The sequence below is a fragment of the Caballeronia sp. ATUFL_F2_KS9A genome (genome assembly GCF_023630765.1).
Lineage (GTDB): Bacteria > Pseudomonadota > Gammaproteobacteria > Burkholderiales > Burkholderiaceae > Caballeronia > Caballeronia zhejiangensis.
The window spans coordinates 1-14,853 of sequence record NZ_JALQEK010000016.1 but is presented as its reverse complement, the minus strand read 5'-3'; the positions used below and the strand labels follow the sequence as shown (position 1 = coordinate 14,853).

Below are 14,853 nucleotides of genomic sequence, written 5' to 3'. Positions count from 1 at the left end.
GGCGGCCTGAGAGCCGCCACCCGAACCGGCGAGAGAGACGCCGGGAAAACATGACGACATCACAAGACATCATCCGACCTGACGTCCTCGCGATGACGAGCTATCCCGTGCCCGATGCCACGGGCCTCATCAAGCTCGACGCGATGGAAAATCCCTACACGCTGCCCGCCGACCTCGCCAAAGCATTGGGCGAGCATCTCGCGGGCGTCGCGCTGAACCGTTATCCCGCGCCGCGTCCGGCGGAATTGCTCGCCAAGATCAAGCGCACGATGAACGTGCCCGACGCCTGCGACGTGCTGCTCGGCAACGGTTCGGACGAGCTCATCAGCATGATGTCGGTCGCGTGCTCGAAGCAGGGCGCGAAGGTCGTCGCTCCGGTGCCGGGCTTCGTGATGTACGAAATGTCGGCGAAATTCGCGCATCTCGAGTTCATCGGTGTGCCGCTGAAGGCCGACTTCACGCTCGACGCCGACGCGCTCGTCGCCGCCATCGATGAGCACGCGCCGGCGCTCGTCTATCTGGCGTATCCGAACAACCCGACCGGCACGCTCTACGACGACGCCGACATCGAACGCGTGATCGCCGCGTCGAAGAAGAGTCTCGTCGTGATCGACGAGGCGTATCAGCCGTTCGCCGAAAAAAGCTGGATGCCGCGCGCGGCGGAGTTCGACAACGTCGTCGTGATGCGGACTGTCTCGAAGCTCGGGCTCGCGGGCATCCGTCTCGGCTACATGGCGGGCCGGCCCTCGTGGATCACGCAGTTCGACAAGGTGCGCCCGCCGTACAACATCAACGTGCTGACGCAGGCCACGGCCGATTTCCTGCTCGATCACCTCGACGTTCTCGACGCTCAAGCGGCCGAACTGCGCGCGCAACGCACGAAACTCGCACGCGAAGTGGCGGCGCTGCCCGGCATGACGGTATTCCCGAGCGCGGGCAATTTCCTGCTCGTGCGCGTTCCGGACGCCGCCGTTGCTTTCGAAACCCTTCTGACTTCGCGGGTTTTGGTAAAAAACGTGGGTAAAATGCACCCATTGCTGGCTAACTGCGTGCGTTTGACGGTCGGCTCTGCCGAAGAAAACGCGCAAATGGTCGCCGCGCTCAAGAAGCTCCCCACTCTCGATTAAGTCTCAAGGAATCACCATGCGTATTGCGGAAGTCGTTCGCAACACCAGCGAAACGCAGATCCGTGTGAAGCTCGATCTGGACGGCACCGGCAAGCAGAAGCTCGCCACCGGCGTCCCGTTCCTCGATCACATGCTCGACCAGATTGTCCGTCACGGGCTCATCGATCTCGACATCGAAGCGCATGGCGACCTCCATATCGACGATCACCATACGGTAGAAGACACCGGCATCACGCTCGGAATGGCCATCGCGAAGGCCATCGGCGACCGCAAGGGCATTCGCCGTTACGGGCATTCGTACGTACCGCTCGACGAAGCGCTGTCGCGCGTCGTCGTCGATTTTTCGGGGCGTCCGGGGCTCGAGTTCCATGTGCCGTTCACGCGCGCGCGCATCGGCACGTTCGACGTCGATCTGACCATCGAATTCTTCCGCGGATTCGTGAATCACGCCGGCGTGACGCTGCATATCGACAACCTGCGCGGCATCAACGCGCATCATCAGGTCGAAACCGTGTTCAAGGCGTTCGGCCGCGCGCTGCGCATGGCGTGCGAAGTCGACGAGCGCGCGGCGGGGCAGATTCCGTCGACCAAAGGCAGTCTCTAAGCCGACTGACCGGTTCGGCGCGTTGCTGCGCCGGAAAAAAGATGGATTTGTTCAAGTCGTTTATCTCATTGCTCGCGCTGATCAACCCGATCGGCGCGATACCGTTTTTTCTCAGCCTGACCTCGCAGCAATCCGATCTCGAAAGACGCAACACGATTCGCGTCGCTTCGATTTCAGTCTTCTGCGTGATCGCGGTGACGGCGCTGCTCGGCCAGCAGATCATCGCGTTCTTCGGGATTTCGGTCGGGTCGTTCGAAGTGGGCGGCGGCATCATCATGCTGCTCATGGCGATCAGCATGTTGAACGCGCAGGTCGGCAATGCGCGTTCGACGCCGGAAGAACGCATGGAAGCCGAGGAGCGCAATAGCATCGCGGTCGTGCCGCTCGCGATTCCGCTGCTCACCGGTCCCGGCTCGATCAGCACGGTGATCGTCTATGCTGCGAATGCGCAACACTGGTACGACCGCTTCGGGCTCGTCGTGCTGGGCGCGATCATCGCGGGGCTGTGCTTCGGCGCGCTGAATCTCGCCGAGCCGATCGCGCGCGTCGTCGGGCGCACGGGAATCAACATCGGCACGCGTCTCATGGGTTTGATGTTGTCCGCATTGGCGGTGGAGTTCATCGTCGACGGGTTGAAGGCCTTGATGCCATCTTTGAAATGAATACTTCGATTGCGATTGTTGATTACGGAATGGGCAACCTGCGCTCGGTCTACCAGGCGCTGAAGAAGGCTGCACCCGAAGCGAACGTGGCGATCGTCGATCAGCCGCAAGGCATTCACGCGGCGGATCGCGTCGTGCTGCCGGGCCAGGGCGCGATGCGCGACTGCATGGGGCATCTCGCCGAATCCGGTTTGCAGGAAGCGGTGATGCAGGCGGCGCGCGAAAAGCCGATGCTCGGCGTGTGCGTCGGCGAGCAGATGCTCTTCGACTGGAGCGAGGAAGGCGACACGAAGGGCCTCGGTCTTCTGCCCGGCAAGGTCGTGCGCTTCCAGCTCGACGGTCTGCTGCAGGACGACGGCTCGCGCTTCAAGGTGCCGCAAATGGGCTGGAATCGCGTGCGTCAGACACAGGCGCATCCGGTCTGGGACGGCGTCGCGGACGGCGCGTTCTTCTACTTCGTCCACAGCTACTACGTGGTGCCGGACAATCCGGCTCACACATCCGGCGAAACCGTGTACGGCAGCGCGTTCACGTCGGCGGTGGCGCGCGACAATATCTTCGCCACCCAATTCCACCCCGAAAAGAGCGCGGACGCAGGATTGCGTCTCTATCGCAATTTCGTGCACTGGAACCCGTGAAATACCGTGCCCGCTAGCGTTTTCGCCTATTACTACGGGCGCATGACCGTTGCAAGACTTGTACTACACTAGCGAGACGGCCCGCGGCACAGGCACGAAAGACCGCACGCGCGCCGTTTTGATCAACTTCACCCAGAAAATACGCGATACCTATGCTGCTCATTCCGGCCATCGATCTTAAGGACGGTCAGTGCGTGCGCCTCAAGCAGGGCGATATGGACCAGGCGACCATTTTTTCAGAGGATCCGGCGGCCATGGCCCGACATTGGGTCGATCGCGGCGCACGGCGATTGCATCTGGTCGATCTGAACGGCGCGTTCGCCGGCAAGCCCAGAAACGGCGACGCGATCCGCGCGATCCTCGATGAAGTCGGCAGCGAGATTCCCGTGCAGTTGGGCGGCGGCATCCGCGACCTGGAAACCATCGAGCGCTATCTGGACGACGGCCTGTCGTACATCATCATCGGCACGGCGGCGGTGAAGAATCCGGGCTTCTTGCAGGACGCGTGCAGCGCGTTCGGGGGACACATCATCGTCGGGCTGGACGCGAAGGACGGCAAGGTCGCGACGGACGGCTGGAGCAAGCTCACGGGTCACGAGGTCGTCGATCTCGGCCGCAAGTTCGAAGACTACGGCTGCGAATCGATCATCTACACGGACATCGGCCGCGACGGCATGCTTGAGGGCCTCAACCTCGAAGCAACCGTGCGTCTCGCGCGGGCGGTGAAGATTCCGGTGATCGCGAGCGGCGGGCTGTCGAGCATCGCGGACATCGAATCGCTCTGCGAAGTCGAGGACGAAGGCATCGAAGGCGTGATCTGCGGCCGCGCGATCTACTCCGGCGATCTCGATTTCAAGGCCGCCCAGACCCGCGCCGACGCGCTGCGCGAGGCCGACGGCGCCTGATACGCCCGAGCGCGAGCACATCTGAGCAGCACTCCGGGCGGCCGCGGCGCCGCCCTTACTCCGTAAGTGGCAAGAACATGGCTCTCGCAAAACGCATCATTCCCTGTCTCGACGTGACCGCCGGCCGCGTCGTGAAGGGCGTCAATTTCGTCGAACTGCGCGACGCGGGCGATCCCGTCGAAATCGCGCGGCGTTACGACGATCAGGGCGCCGACGAACTCACGTTCCTCGATATCACCGCGACTTCCGATCAACGCGATCTCATTCTGCCGATCATCGAATCGGTGGCGTCGCAGGTGTTCATTCCGCTGACGGTCGGCGGCGGCGTGCGCGCGGTCGAAGACGTGCGGCGTCTGCTCAACGCGGGCGCGGACAAGATCAGCATGAATTCGTCGGCGGTCGCGAATCCGCAACTCGTGCGCGACGCGTCGGACAAGCACGGCTCGCAGTGCATCGTCGTCGCGATCGATGCGAAACGCGTGTCGGCCGAAGGCGAAACGCCGCGCTGGGAAGTCTTCACGCACGGCGGCCGCAAGGCGACGGGCATCGACGCGATCGAATGGGCGCGCAAGATGGCCGAATTCGGCGCGGGCGAAATCCTGCTCACCAGCATGGATCGTGACGGCACCAAAGCCGGCTTCGATCTCGCGTTGACGCGCGCCGTGTCGGACGCGGTGCCGGTGCCGGTGATCGCGTCGGGCGGCGTCGGATCGTTGCAGCATCTGGCCGATGGCATCGTCGAAGGTCACGCGGACGCGGTGCTTGCCGCGAGCATCTTCCACTACGGCGAGCACACCGTCGGCGAAGCGAAGCGCTTCATGGCCGATCACGGCATTTCGGTGAGGACTTGAAACCGTGAGCGATCAGATGATCTGGCTCGACAAAGTCAAGTGGGACGCGAACGGCCTCGTGCCGGTGATCGCGCAGGAAGCATCGACCAACGACGTGCTCATGTTCGCGTGGATGAATCGCGAGGCGCTCGCAAAGACCATCGAACTGAAGCGCGCGGTGTATTTCTCGCGCTCGCGGCAGCGCCTGTGGTTCAAGGGAGAAGAGTCGGGCCACGTTCAGCACGTTCACGACGTGCGCCTCGATTGCGACGAAGACGTCGTGCTGCTCAAGGTCGAGCAGGTTTCGGGCATCGCGTGCCACACCGGCCGCCATTCCTGTTTTTTCCAGAAATTCGAAGGCACGGCGGAGAACGGCGAGTGGGTCGCCGTCGAGCCGGTCCTGAAAGACCCAGAAAGCATCTACAAATGACGCAAGCCAATACGCTGGACACGCTGCTGCGCCTCGCCTCGGTCATCGACAGTCGCAAGGGCGGCGATCCGGAACAATCTTACGTTTCCCGACTCTTTCACAAGGGCGACGATGCGGTCCTGAAGAAGATCGGCGAGGAAGCGACGGAAGTCGTGCTTGCCGCGAAGGACGCCCGTCATGGCGGCGCGCCGAAGGCGCTCGTCGGCGAAGTCGCCGATCTGTGGTTTCATTGTCTCGTCATGCTGTCCCATTTCGATCTGAGCCCCGCCGACGTGGTCGCGGAACTGGAACGTCGCGAAGGTCTGTCGGGAATCGAGGAAAAGGCGCTGCGCAAGTCGCGCGAGCGTGAGCAGAACGGCGGCTGACGAGCGTCTGGCATCAGCGAAGGAGGGCACGAATGAACCGGCAATATGAACCCTATCCGCCGCCCGTCGTTCAGAACGCGAACGATCCCGAACGCCTGCGCAACATGCGCACGTTCACGCATGTTCTGTACGGCTTGTACGCCGTCTATTGGCTGACCGGCGGTCTCACGGGACTGGTCGCGATCATCCTCAACTACATCAAGCGCGGCGATGCGGCGGGCACGCCGTACGAAGATCACTTCACCTGGCAGATCCGCACCTTCTGGTGGGCGGTGCTGGGCCACGTGATCGGTTTCGCGACGATCTGGATCGGCATCGGCTTTCTGATTCTCGGTGCGGTCAGCATCTGGACGCTTTATCGCATCATCAAAGGCTGGCTGTTTCTCTACGAGAACAAGCCGATCGAACCGCGCGCGTGGTTTTGATCACATCCGTCAACGAAATCCGGCAACTCAATGAGTCAAGACAACTGCATTTTCTGCAAGATCGCTTCCGGGCAACTGCCGAGCACGAAGGTCTATGAGGACGATGAGTTCGTCGCCTTCAACGACATCAATCCTGCGGCGCCGGTGCACGTGCTGGTCATTCCGCGCAAACATATTGAAACACTTTCCCACTGCACAGAAAGTGACAGTCCGCTACTTGGTAGAATGGTGAGTCTCGTCGGACGGTTGGCGAAAGATCTGGGTGTCTCCTACACGGGAGGCGACACCGGCTTTCGAACGGTAATCAATACCGGTCCGGGCGGCGGGCAAGAGGTGTATCACATCCACGCGCATTTGTTGGCCGGCGAGCGCCCGTGGCGCCGAATGGGGTAATGCTGCAATCTTTGTTTGCATTCTCCTTTCCAATGAAATATTGGGCGAGCAAAATCGATAGTTGAGCCGAGGCGACGTGCCTCGGCCGGGGCCGCCAGGCCGATCTTCCGTCATCGGTACCCAAATCGGGGCGGAATCACGGAGAGTTTTCATTCATGGGTTCGTTAAGCATTTGGCATTGGTTGATCGTTCTGCTGATCGTGGCGCTCGTGTTCGGCACGAAGAAGCTGCGCAATATCGGCGGCGATCTGGGCGGCGCGGTGAAGGGCTTCAAGGAAGGCATGCGCGAGGGCGACACGCCGGCGAATTCGGCCGATCAGCGCGAACTGCCGCGTAACGGCGCCGTGGACGTCGAGGCGAAAGACAAGTCGCGCTCGGGCGACTATCGCTGATCCGTCTGCCGACGGTAACTCTCCACTTTTCGTTCAATGCTCGATCTCGGTCTGACCAAAATGGCGGTCATCGGCGTCGTGGCGCTGGTGGTCCTCGGGCCGGAGCGCCTGCCCGGCGTCGCACGTACGGCGGGGGCGCTCTTCGGGCGCGCGCAGCGCTATATCAACGACGTCAAATCGGAAGTCGCGCGCGAGATGGAACTCGATGAGCTGAAGAAAATGCGGACCGAGTTCGAAAACGCGGCGTCGAATGTCGAATCGACGATTCACGACACGCTGAAGCGCCACGAATCCGAGCTGAACGATGCCTGGAAAGACGGCACGTCGGTCGCGCCGAGCATCGCTGGCGGCGCTGATTCAGCGGACAGCGCCGCGTCGGACAAGCCCTGGGCCGCTACGTCTTCATCGACGTCGACCCGGCGCAAGAACTGGCGCGTGAAGCAGGCGGCGATTCCCAACTGGTACAAGCGCACGACCTCGCGTCGCACGCGGGTTCAATCGGGCGCGGCGCGCGTCGCTCGCCACACGCCCGCCACCCTGCGCCGGCAGACGAAGTTCTTCTGAGCGTGCCGCGATTCCTTCATCGATGATTTCTACCGAGGGCCGGCGTGAGCGACCCGCAACACACTAAAGAAGAGCCCGTCGAAGAGACGTTCATTTCGCATCTGGTCGAATTGCGCGACCGCATCATCCGCGCGGGCGCATCGGTCATCGTCGTGTTCATCGCGCTTGTGTATTGGGCGCCGGACATCTTCAAGCTGCTGGCGCGTCCGCTGATGCAGAACCTGCCCGCGGACGGCAAGATGATCGTCACGGACGTCACCGGCTCGTTCTTCGTGCCGATGAAAGTCACGATGCTCGTCGCCTTCGTGATCGCGCTGCCCTTCGTGCTGTATCAGGTCTGGGCGTTCGTCGCGCCGGGTTTGTATCAGCATGAAAAGAAGCTCGTCGGGCCGCTCGTTTTCAGCAGCTATACGCTTTTTCTGTGCGGCATGGCGTTCGCGTACTTCGTCGTGTTCCCGACCATCTTCCGCGTGATGGCGCACTACAACGCGCCGCTCGGCGCGGAGATGACCACGGATATCGACAATTACCTGAGCTTCGTGCTGACGATGTTCATCGCGTTCGGCGTGACGTTCGAGGTGCCGATCGTCGTCGTGCTGCTTGCGCGCATGGGCGTGGTGTCGATTCAAAAGCTCAAGCAGATTCGTCCTTACGTGATCGTCGGCGCGTTCATCATTTCCGCGGTCGTCACGCCGCCCGACGTTTTCTCGCAACTCATTCTCGCGATTCCCCTCGTCATTCTTTATGAAGCGGGGATCATCGCGGCGCGGCTCGTCGTCGGCAAGGAACAGGTCAAGAACGAGGAGCCGGCGGCGGAGTAAAGTGCGGCGTATTGTCGCGCCAGAGCGAGTGTTCGAGATAAGAAAAAGGCAGCTTCGAGCCATCGAAGCTGCCTTTTCGTTTTACGGACGTCGCGTTTTACTCGTCGCCCTGATCGCCTTGATCGTCATCCGGCATTTGCGGTGCGCGCGGCGGCGCGGGGCGCTTGCCGATCATCACGTTGAGATCCAGTTCCTTGTTCTTGCGCATCAGATGGACCTTCACCGACGTGCCCGGCTTGATCTGCGCGACGACGTTGAGCAGGCGCGTCGTGTCGGTGATCGTGTCGTCGTTGATCGACACGAGGATATCGCCCGGCTTGATGCCCGCCTTGTCCGCCGGGCCGCCCTGCAGCACGCCCGCGACAATCGCGCCGGACTTCTGATCCAGCCCGAACGATTCGGCGATCTCCGGCGTCACGTCCTGCGGTTCGACGCCGATCCAGCCGCGCGTCACGCTGCCCGTCGTGATGATGCTTTCCAGCACGCTGCGCGCGGTCGACACGGGAATCGCGAAGCCGATGCCGAGCGAGCCGCCGCTGCGCGAATAGATCGCCGTGTTGATGCCCAGCAGGTTGCCGTTCACGTCGACCAGCGCACCGCCCGAATTGCCGGGGTTGATGGCGGCGTCGGTCTGGATGAAGTTCTCGAACGTGTTGATGCCGAGGTGATTGCGCCCGAGCGCGCTGACGATGCCCATCGTGACCGTCTGGCCGACGCCGAACGGATTGCCGATCGCGAGCACGACATCGCCGACGCGCGTCTGATCCATTCGCCCGAGCGTGATGGTCGGCAGGTTGGTCATGTTGATCTTCAGCACGGCGAGGTCGGTTTCCGGATCGACGCCGATCACTTTCGCGCTGGACGTGCGACCATCGGCGAGCGCGACTTCGATTTGATCCGCCCCGTCGACGACATGCTGGTTCGTTAGAATGTAACCTTCCGAGCTGACGATGACACCGGAGCCGAGATTCGACGCGGGCGGCTCGTCGCTCTTGCGCTTGTTCTTGTCGCCGAAGAAGTAGCGGAACAGCGGGTCTTTCGCGCGCGGGTCGGGCGGCAGATTGCCGTCCTTGCTGGAGAACACGTTCACGACGGCCGGCATCGCCTTTTGCGCGCCTTCCGAAAAGGACGACTGAACGGGGCGCGAGCCGATGCTCGGCGCCACTTCCTGCAACGCGACGATCGGCTCGGCAAGCTGCTTGCCGAATTGACCCTGACGTTGAAGCCACTGCGGCTTCAAGGTCGCGATGATGAACATCAGGGCCAAAAGCACGGTGACCGCTTGGGCAAAAAATAGCCAGAAGCGTCTAAGCATTTGAAGGGATAGAGGAATTCATGGATCGGATCGAACTCGAATTGTATCTGAACAATCTGCTGGAAATCGGCCGCTTCAAGGACTATTGCCCGAACGGTCTGCAGGTTGAAGGCGCGCGCCGCGTGCAGAAGATCGCAACCGGCGTGACCGCCTCGCAAGCCTTTCTCGAAGCCGCGCTGGAGTGGGGCGCGGACACGGTGCTCGTGCATCACGGCTACTTCTGGCGCAATGAGGCGCCGCAGATCACCGGGCGCAAGCATCGAAGATTGCGCACGCTGATTGCCAACGACATCAATCTCTTCGCCTATCATCTTCCGCTCGACTCGCATCCGGAACTCGGCAACAACGCGCAGATCGGCGCACGCCTCGGACTGATCGCGGACGCGCGCTTCGCGAATCAGGATCTCGGCTGGATCGCGACGCTCGGCATGCCGCTCCCGCTCGAGCACTTCAGCGCGATGGTCGAGAACGCGCTCGGCAGGAAGCCGCTCGTGTTCGGCGACACAGACAAGGAATTGCGCCGCGTGGCGTGGTGCACGGGCGGCGCACAAGGTTACTTCGAAGAGGCCATCGCGGCGGGCGCGGACGTGTATCTGAGCGGCGAAGTCTCGGAGCAAACCATGCATATCGCGGCGGAATCGGGCGTGGCGTACATCGCGGCCGGGCATCATGCGACGGAGCGCTATGGCGTGCAGGCCGTGGGCGCGCATCTGTCCGAGCAATTCGATATCGAGCATCTTTTTATCGATATCGATAATCCGGTTTAATGGCCGATTAAGCTGTGGGCGCGATTATCTGCGCTTGCGGTTGCCTTAAATGAACGCTTCACGATGTTGCGCGAAAAACGTGGGGAAAACCCTGAAGCATCAATCACTTCGAGTGATTTTTGCTAGTCAGCCCTTGTAAATGCCAACTCCATTCGCGCACACTAACGGCGGAACAACTGATGTGACGGTATAAATCCAACTCAGAAGTGGGGCGTGTGATGCGAGACAAGGATGAAAAACGCGTCGACGGCGGCCGCCGTACCTGGCTGATTGCGACGACCGCAGCAGGTGGTTTCGGAGCAGTGGCAACCGTAGTTCCCTTTGTAGGTTCGTTTGCTCCATCGGAGAAGGCCAAGGCGGCGGGCGCGCCTGTCGAGGTCGATATCAGCGGACTGAAGCCGGGCGACATGATGACCGTCGCCTGGCGCGGCAAGCCGGTGTGGATCGTGAATCGCACCGACGAAATGCTGGCCGACGTCAAGAAGGCCGACAACGAAGTAGCCGACCCGAAGTCGAAGATGGAATTCTCGATGCCGTTGCCGGAGTACTGCAACAACGAGTATCGTTCGCGCGCGGATCACAAGAACATTTTCGTGGCGGTTGCCGTGTGCACGCATCTGGGCTGCACGCCGACGCCGCGTTTCACCGAGGGTCCCCAACCCAATCTCCCCGATAACTGGCCGGGCGGCTTCCTTTGCCCGTGCCACGGCTCGACCTATGACATGGCCGGCCGCGTCTTCAAGAACAAGCCCGCGCCGCAGAACCTGGACATTCCACCGTTCATGTTCACTTCCGCGACGCAACTCGTGATCGGCAAGGACGAAAAGGGAGAGGCGTAAATGGCGACCGCAGACAAGGAAGTAGAGACAACGGGCCTGACCGGTTGGATCGATCGCCGGTTTCCGCTGACCTCGACCTGGAAGAAACACGTATCCGAGTATTACGCGCCGAAGAACTTCAACTTCTGGTACTTCTTCGGCTCGCTCGCGTTGCTCGTGCTGGTGAATCAGATCGTCACCGGTATTTTCCTCACGATGAACTACAAGCCCGATGCGACGCTCGCGTTCGCCTCGGTCGAGTACATCATGCGCGAGGTGCCGTGGGGCTGGCTCATTCGCTACATGCATTCGACGGGCGCGTCGATGTTCTTCGTCGTCGTGTATCTGCACATGTTCCGCGGGCTGATGTACGGGTCGTATCGCAAGCCGCGCGAACTCGTGTGGATCTTCGGTTGCGCGATCTTCCTGTGCCTCATGGCCGAAGCGTTCTTCGGCTATCTGCTGCCGTGGGGGCAGATGTCGTTCTGGGGCGCGCAGGTGATCGTCAACCTGTTCTCGGCGATTCCGTTCATCGGTCCGGATCTGTCGCTGTGGATTCGCGGCGATTACGTCGTTTCCGATGTCACGCTGAACCGCTTCTTCGCGTTCCATGTCATCGCGATTCCGCTTGTGCTGATCGGACTCGTGGTCGCGCACCTCGTCGCGCTGCACGAAGTCGGCTCGAACAATCCGGACGGCGTCGAGATCAAGGCGAAGAAGGACGCGAACGGCATTCCGCTCGACGGCATTCCGTTTCATCCGTACTACTCGGTGCACGACTTCATGGGCGTGTGCGTGTTCCTGCTGATCTTCGCGGCGATCATCTTTTTCGCGCCGGAAATGGGCGGCTATTTCCTCGAAGCCAACAACTTCGTGCCGGCCAATCCGTTGCAGACGCCGCCGGAAATCGCGCCGGTGTGGTACTTCACCGCGTTCTACGCGATGCTTCGCGCGACGACCGATCCGTTCAAGATCGTGCTGATGATCGTGATCGCGCTGCTCGGCGTGCTCGCGCTCGTCAAGGCGCGCGGGAAATGGAAGCTCGGCCTGCCGGTGCTCGCCGTGGTGGTGCTGGTTTTCATGGCGCTGACGGAGTCGAAGTTCTGGGGCGTCGTCGTGATGGGCACGGCGGTCGTGTCGCTGTTCTTCCTGCCCTGGCTGGACCGCAGTCCGGTGAAGTCGATTCGCTATCGGCCGCTCTTTCACAAGGTCTTCTACGCGATATTCGTGTTCGCGTTCCTGATGCTCGGCTTCCTGGGCACGCGACCGCCATCGCCGGCCGCGACGCTGATCGCGCAGATCTGCGCGCTGATCTACTTCGCGTTCTTCCTCGGCATGCCTTTCTGGACGCCGCGCGGCAAATTCAAGACGCCGCCTGAGCGAGTGCACTACAAACCTCACTGAGCGCACGTCCGGAGACGAATACGATGAAAAAATGGCTCTCTACAATAGCGATGATCGGTGCGGCGATGCTCTCGTTCTGCGCACCGCCGGCGTTCGCGCAGGAAGAAGCGGTGCTCGATCGGGCGCCCGACAGTTCCGACAATCTCGCGTCCTTGCAGCACGGCGCACAAGTTTTTGTAAACTACTGCCTGAATTGCCACAGCGCGACGTTGATGCGGTACAACCGGCTGACCGATATCGGCATCAGTGAGAAGCAGATTCGAGAGAATCTGCTCTTTACTACGGACAAGGTCGGCAACACGATGTCGATCGCGATGCGCCCGGAAGATGCGAAAGCGTGGTTCGGTGCGTCGCCGCCGGATCTGTCCGTCGAAGCGCGGGCGCGCGGCAGGGACTGGCTCTACACGTACCTGCGGAGTTTCTATCACGATCCGACGCGGCCGACCGGCTGGAATAATCGCGTCTACGAAAACGTTGGCATGCCGCACGTGCTTTGGACGCTCCAAGGCGTCCGGGACGCGAAATTCGAGACCGATACGGACGAAAAGACGGGCGAAAAGGTACGAAGATTCGTCGGTTACACTCAGGTTACACCTGGTGCCATGTCGTCCGTGGATTATGATTCAACTGTGGCCGATCTCGTTTCGTACATGTCGTGGATGGCGGAACCCGCGCAGCAGACGCGCAAGCGGCTCGGCGTCTGGGTTTTGCTGTTCCTGGCGTTCTTGAGCTTCCTCGCGTGGCGCCTGAACGCGGCATACTGGAAAGATATCAAATAGCGCGCCTTCGAAGGCGTGGGTCGGCGCGACGGCGTTTTCCGCGAGGAAACGCCGCGGCCGGCCCTTCGAGTTTACTGAAGGAACTTTAAAAACATGATGGTTCTGTATTCCGGCACTACTTGCCCCTTCTCCCAGCGCTGCCGGCTGGTGTTGTTCGAAAAGGGCATGGATTTCGAGATTCGCGACGTTGACCTGTTCAACAAGCCGGAAGACATCGCGGTGATGAACCCTTACGGACAGGTCCCGATCCTCGTCGAGCGCGACCTGATCCTGTACGAGTCGAATATCATTAACGAATATATCGACGAGCGTTTCCCGCATCCGCAACTCATGCCGGCCGATCCGGTGCAGCGCGCCCGCGCACGTCTGTTCCTGCTGAACTTCGAAAAGGAACTGTTCGTTCACGTCGGCACGCTGGAAAACGAAAAGGGCAAGGCCGCCGAGAAGAATCACGAGAAGGCGCGCAGCGCGATCCGCGATCGCCTCACGCAGCTCGCCCCGATCTTCCTGAAGAACAAGTACATGCTGGGAGAGGAGTTCTCGATGCTCGACGTCGCGATTGCGCCGCTGCTGTGGCGTCTGGATCACTACGGCATCGAACTGTCGAAGAACGCAGCACCGTTGATGAAGTACGCCGAGCGGATTTTCAGCCGTCCGGCCTATATTGAAGCGCTGACGCCTTCCGAAAAGGTGATGCGTCGATAGTTTGAGTGCGTTGGGACGCGGCGGCGCGCGTTGCGCGGCCGCATTCCGACAGAGGAAAGTTGATGCAAGAGATTTCCACCAAGCCGTATTTGTTGCGCGCACTGTACGAATGGTGCACGGACAATGGTTTTACGCCTCACATCGCCGTTCGGGTCGATGCGGCTACGCGCGTGCCGCGCCAGTTCGTCCGCAACGACGAGATCGTGTTGAACATCAGTTTCGAGGCGACGAGCCAGTTGCAGATGGGCAACGAGTGGATCGAGTTCAGCGCGCGTTTCTCTGGCAAGTCACACAAGATCGAAGTGCAGGTCGCGAACGTGCTCGCTATCTACGCACGCGAGAACGGACAGGGGATGGCGTTCCCGGTCGAGCAGTCGCATTCCGGCTCGGATTTGACGAGCGCTCCCGTGGGCGTGCGATCGGCCGAGCGCAATACGCGGCAGATCGAGGAACCCGCGGACACCGCGCCGAAAGAGGATGCGCAAACTGCAGCGGATGACGATTCGAAATCGCCTGCGAGGTCTCACCTCAAAGTCGTTAAATGAAGTAGAATTCCGTGCTTCGCCGGCTTAGCTCATCTGGTAGAGCAGTTGATTTGTAATCATCAGGTGGCGGGTTCGAGTCCTGCAGCCGGCACCAAGACTTATGTCGACGGGTCGTGCGATGTCCGCACGACCCGTTTGCTTTGAGTCGGTAAGACGAGTAGGTCGAATCGATGAGAAACGTTTCAAAAACTTGTTGACACGAACCGAAACGTTCTTCATAATCTCGTTTCTCTGCTGCTGATGCAGCGACGCAAGATGGAAGTTGAAGTAAGGCTTGTCTTGCGATGTGCTCTTTAAAAACTAACAGCCGATAAGTGTGGGCGCTTGATGGCGAGTGCGGCTGGTTCTTCGGAATCGGCAATAG

General features: G+C 60.9%; 20 protein-coding genes and 1 tRNA gene. 20 read left to right on the top strand and 1 reads right to left on the bottom strand.

The features are described 5' to 3' along the window. Window positions 1-50: 50 nt before the first annotated feature. The 13 genes from hisC (at window position 51) to tatC (ending at window position 8,156) form a co-directional block, all read left to right on the top strand. Complete coding sequence (hisC, locus tag NCS67_RS11545; RefSeq protein WP_250435255.1) at window positions 51-1,127, top strand: histidinol-phosphate transaminase; 1,077 nt, start codon at window positions 51-53, stop codon at window positions 1,125-1,127. Window positions 1,128-1,143: 16 nt separating this feature from the next. Then, a complete protein-coding gene (gene hisB / locus NCS67_RS11540; RefSeq protein ID WP_250435253.1) occupies window positions 1,144-1,731 on the top strand; it encodes an imidazoleglycerol-phosphate dehydratase HisB in 588 nt (195 codons plus the stop codon). 41 nt (window positions 1,732-1,772) lie between these two features. Beyond that, window positions 1,773-2,393 (top strand): YchE family NAAT transporter, encoded by a 621-nt coding sequence (locus NCS67_RS11535; RefSeq protein WP_008344137.1) that lies wholly within the window; start codon window positions 1,773-1,775, stop codon window positions 2,391-2,393. Further along, a complete protein-coding gene (hisH, locus tag NCS67_RS11530) occupies window positions 2,390-3,031 on the top strand; it encodes an imidazole glycerol phosphate synthase subunit HisH (protein ID WP_008344139.1) in 642 nt (213 codons plus the stop codon). The genes NCS67_RS11535 and hisH overlap by 4 nt, the downstream gene beginning before the upstream one ends. A 152-nt stretch (window positions 3,032-3,183) precedes the next feature. Then, window positions 3,184-3,936, top strand: coding sequence for a 1-(5-phosphoribosyl)-5-[(5-phosphoribosylamino)methylideneamino]imidazole-4-carboxamide isomerase (hisA, locus tag NCS67_RS11525; RefSeq protein WP_250435252.1), 753 nt, complete (start codon window positions 3,184-3,186; stop codon window positions 3,934-3,936). 77 nt (window positions 3,937-4,013) lie between these two features. Beyond that, entirely contained in the window at window positions 4,014-4,787 is a 774-nt protein-coding gene (hisF, locus tag NCS67_RS11520; RefSeq protein ID WP_008344141.1) for an imidazole glycerol phosphate synthase subunit HisF, read from the top strand. 16 nt (window positions 4,788-4,803) lie between these two features. Next, the gene (hisI, locus tag NCS67_RS11515; RefSeq protein WP_174447750.1) at window positions 4,804-5,196 is read left to right on the top strand and encodes a phosphoribosyl-AMP cyclohydrolase; all 393 of its coding nucleotides are present in this window, start codon (window positions 4,804-4,806) and stop codon (window positions 5,194-5,196) included. Next, entirely contained in the window at window positions 5,193-5,561 is a 369-nt protein-coding gene (locus tag NCS67_RS11510) for a phosphoribosyl-ATP diphosphatase (RefSeq protein ID WP_008344143.1), read from the top strand. Before hisI ends, NCS67_RS11510 begins: the two co-directional genes overlap by 4 nt. A gap of 32 nt (window positions 5,562-5,593) precedes the next feature. Beyond that, complete coding sequence (locus NCS67_RS11505; protein WP_008344144.1) at window positions 5,594-5,986, top strand: DUF4870 family protein; 393 nt, start codon at window positions 5,594-5,596, stop codon at window positions 5,984-5,986. Window positions 5,987-6,016: 30 nt separating this feature from the next. Beyond that, window positions 6,017-6,379, top strand: coding sequence for a histidine triad nucleotide-binding protein (locus NCS67_RS11500; protein WP_008344145.1), 363 nt, complete (start codon window positions 6,017-6,019; stop codon window positions 6,377-6,379). 155 nt (window positions 6,380-6,534) lie between these two features. Further along, window positions 6,535-6,771 carry a Sec-independent protein translocase subunit TatA gene (gene tatA, locus NCS67_RS11495; RefSeq protein ID WP_008344146.1) on the top strand — a complete coding sequence of 79 codons (237 nt, stop codon included), beginning with the start codon at window positions 6,535-6,537 and terminating at the stop codon, window positions 6,769-6,771. Window positions 6,772-6,807: 36 nt separating this feature from the next. Then, on the top strand, window positions 6,808-7,335 hold the full coding sequence (tatB, locus tag NCS67_RS11490; protein WP_008344147.1) for a Sec-independent protein translocase protein TatB: 528 nt from the start codon (window positions 6,808-6,810) through the stop codon (window positions 7,333-7,335). A gap of 44 nt (window positions 7,336-7,379) precedes the next feature. Then, window positions 7,380-8,156 carry a twin-arginine translocase subunit TatC gene (gene tatC / locus NCS67_RS11485; RefSeq protein ID WP_008344148.1) on the top strand — a complete coding sequence of 259 codons (777 nt, stop codon included), beginning with the start codon at window positions 7,380-7,382 and terminating at the stop codon, window positions 8,154-8,156. Between the two features lie 97 nt (window positions 8,157-8,253). Here tatC and NCS67_RS11480 read toward each other — a convergent pair whose 3' ends face one another. Continuing rightward, entirely contained in the window at window positions 8,254-9,471 is a 1,218-nt protein-coding gene (locus NCS67_RS11480; protein ID WP_008344149.1) for a S1C family serine protease, read from the bottom strand. 20 nt (window positions 9,472-9,491) lie between these two features. Between NCS67_RS11480 and NCS67_RS11475 the strand changes: the two genes are divergently transcribed. The 7 genes from NCS67_RS11475 (at window position 9,492) to NCS67_RS11445 (ending at window position 14,583) form a co-directional block, all read left to right on the top strand. Beyond that, complete coding sequence (locus NCS67_RS11475; RefSeq protein ID WP_008344150.1) at window positions 9,492-10,238, top strand: Nif3-like dinuclear metal center hexameric protein; 747 nt, start codon at window positions 9,492-9,494, stop codon at window positions 10,236-10,238. Between the two features lie 218 nt (window positions 10,239-10,456). Then, entirely contained in the window at window positions 10,457-11,077 is a 621-nt protein-coding gene (gene petA / locus NCS67_RS11470; RefSeq protein WP_008344151.1) for a ubiquinol-cytochrome c reductase iron-sulfur subunit, read from the top strand. After that, window positions 11,078-12,460: a cytochrome b gene (locus NCS67_RS11465; protein ID WP_250435251.1), complete on the top strand. Its 1,383-nt coding sequence runs from the start codon at window positions 11,078-11,080 to the stop codon at window positions 12,458-12,460. 23 nt (window positions 12,461-12,483) lie between these two features. Then, window positions 12,484-13,239 carry a cytochrome c1 gene (locus NCS67_RS11460; protein WP_008344153.1) on the top strand — a complete coding sequence of 252 codons (756 nt, stop codon included), beginning with the start codon at window positions 12,484-12,486 and terminating at the stop codon, window positions 13,237-13,239. 93 nt (window positions 13,240-13,332) lie between these two features. Beyond that, window positions 13,333-13,944, top strand: coding sequence for a glutathione S-transferase N-terminal domain-containing protein (locus tag NCS67_RS11455; protein WP_008344155.1), 612 nt, complete (start codon window positions 13,333-13,335; stop codon window positions 13,942-13,944). Between the two features lie 62 nt (window positions 13,945-14,006). After that, on the top strand, window positions 14,007-14,489 hold the full coding sequence (locus NCS67_RS11450) for a ClpXP protease specificity-enhancing factor (protein WP_250435250.1): 483 nt from the start codon (window positions 14,007-14,009) through the stop codon (window positions 14,487-14,489). An 18-nt stretch (window positions 14,490-14,507) separates the two neighbouring features. Then, a tRNA-Thr gene (locus NCS67_RS11445) sits at window positions 14,508-14,583 on the top strand. The last annotated feature ends 270 nt before the right edge of the window (window positions 14,584-14,853 follow it).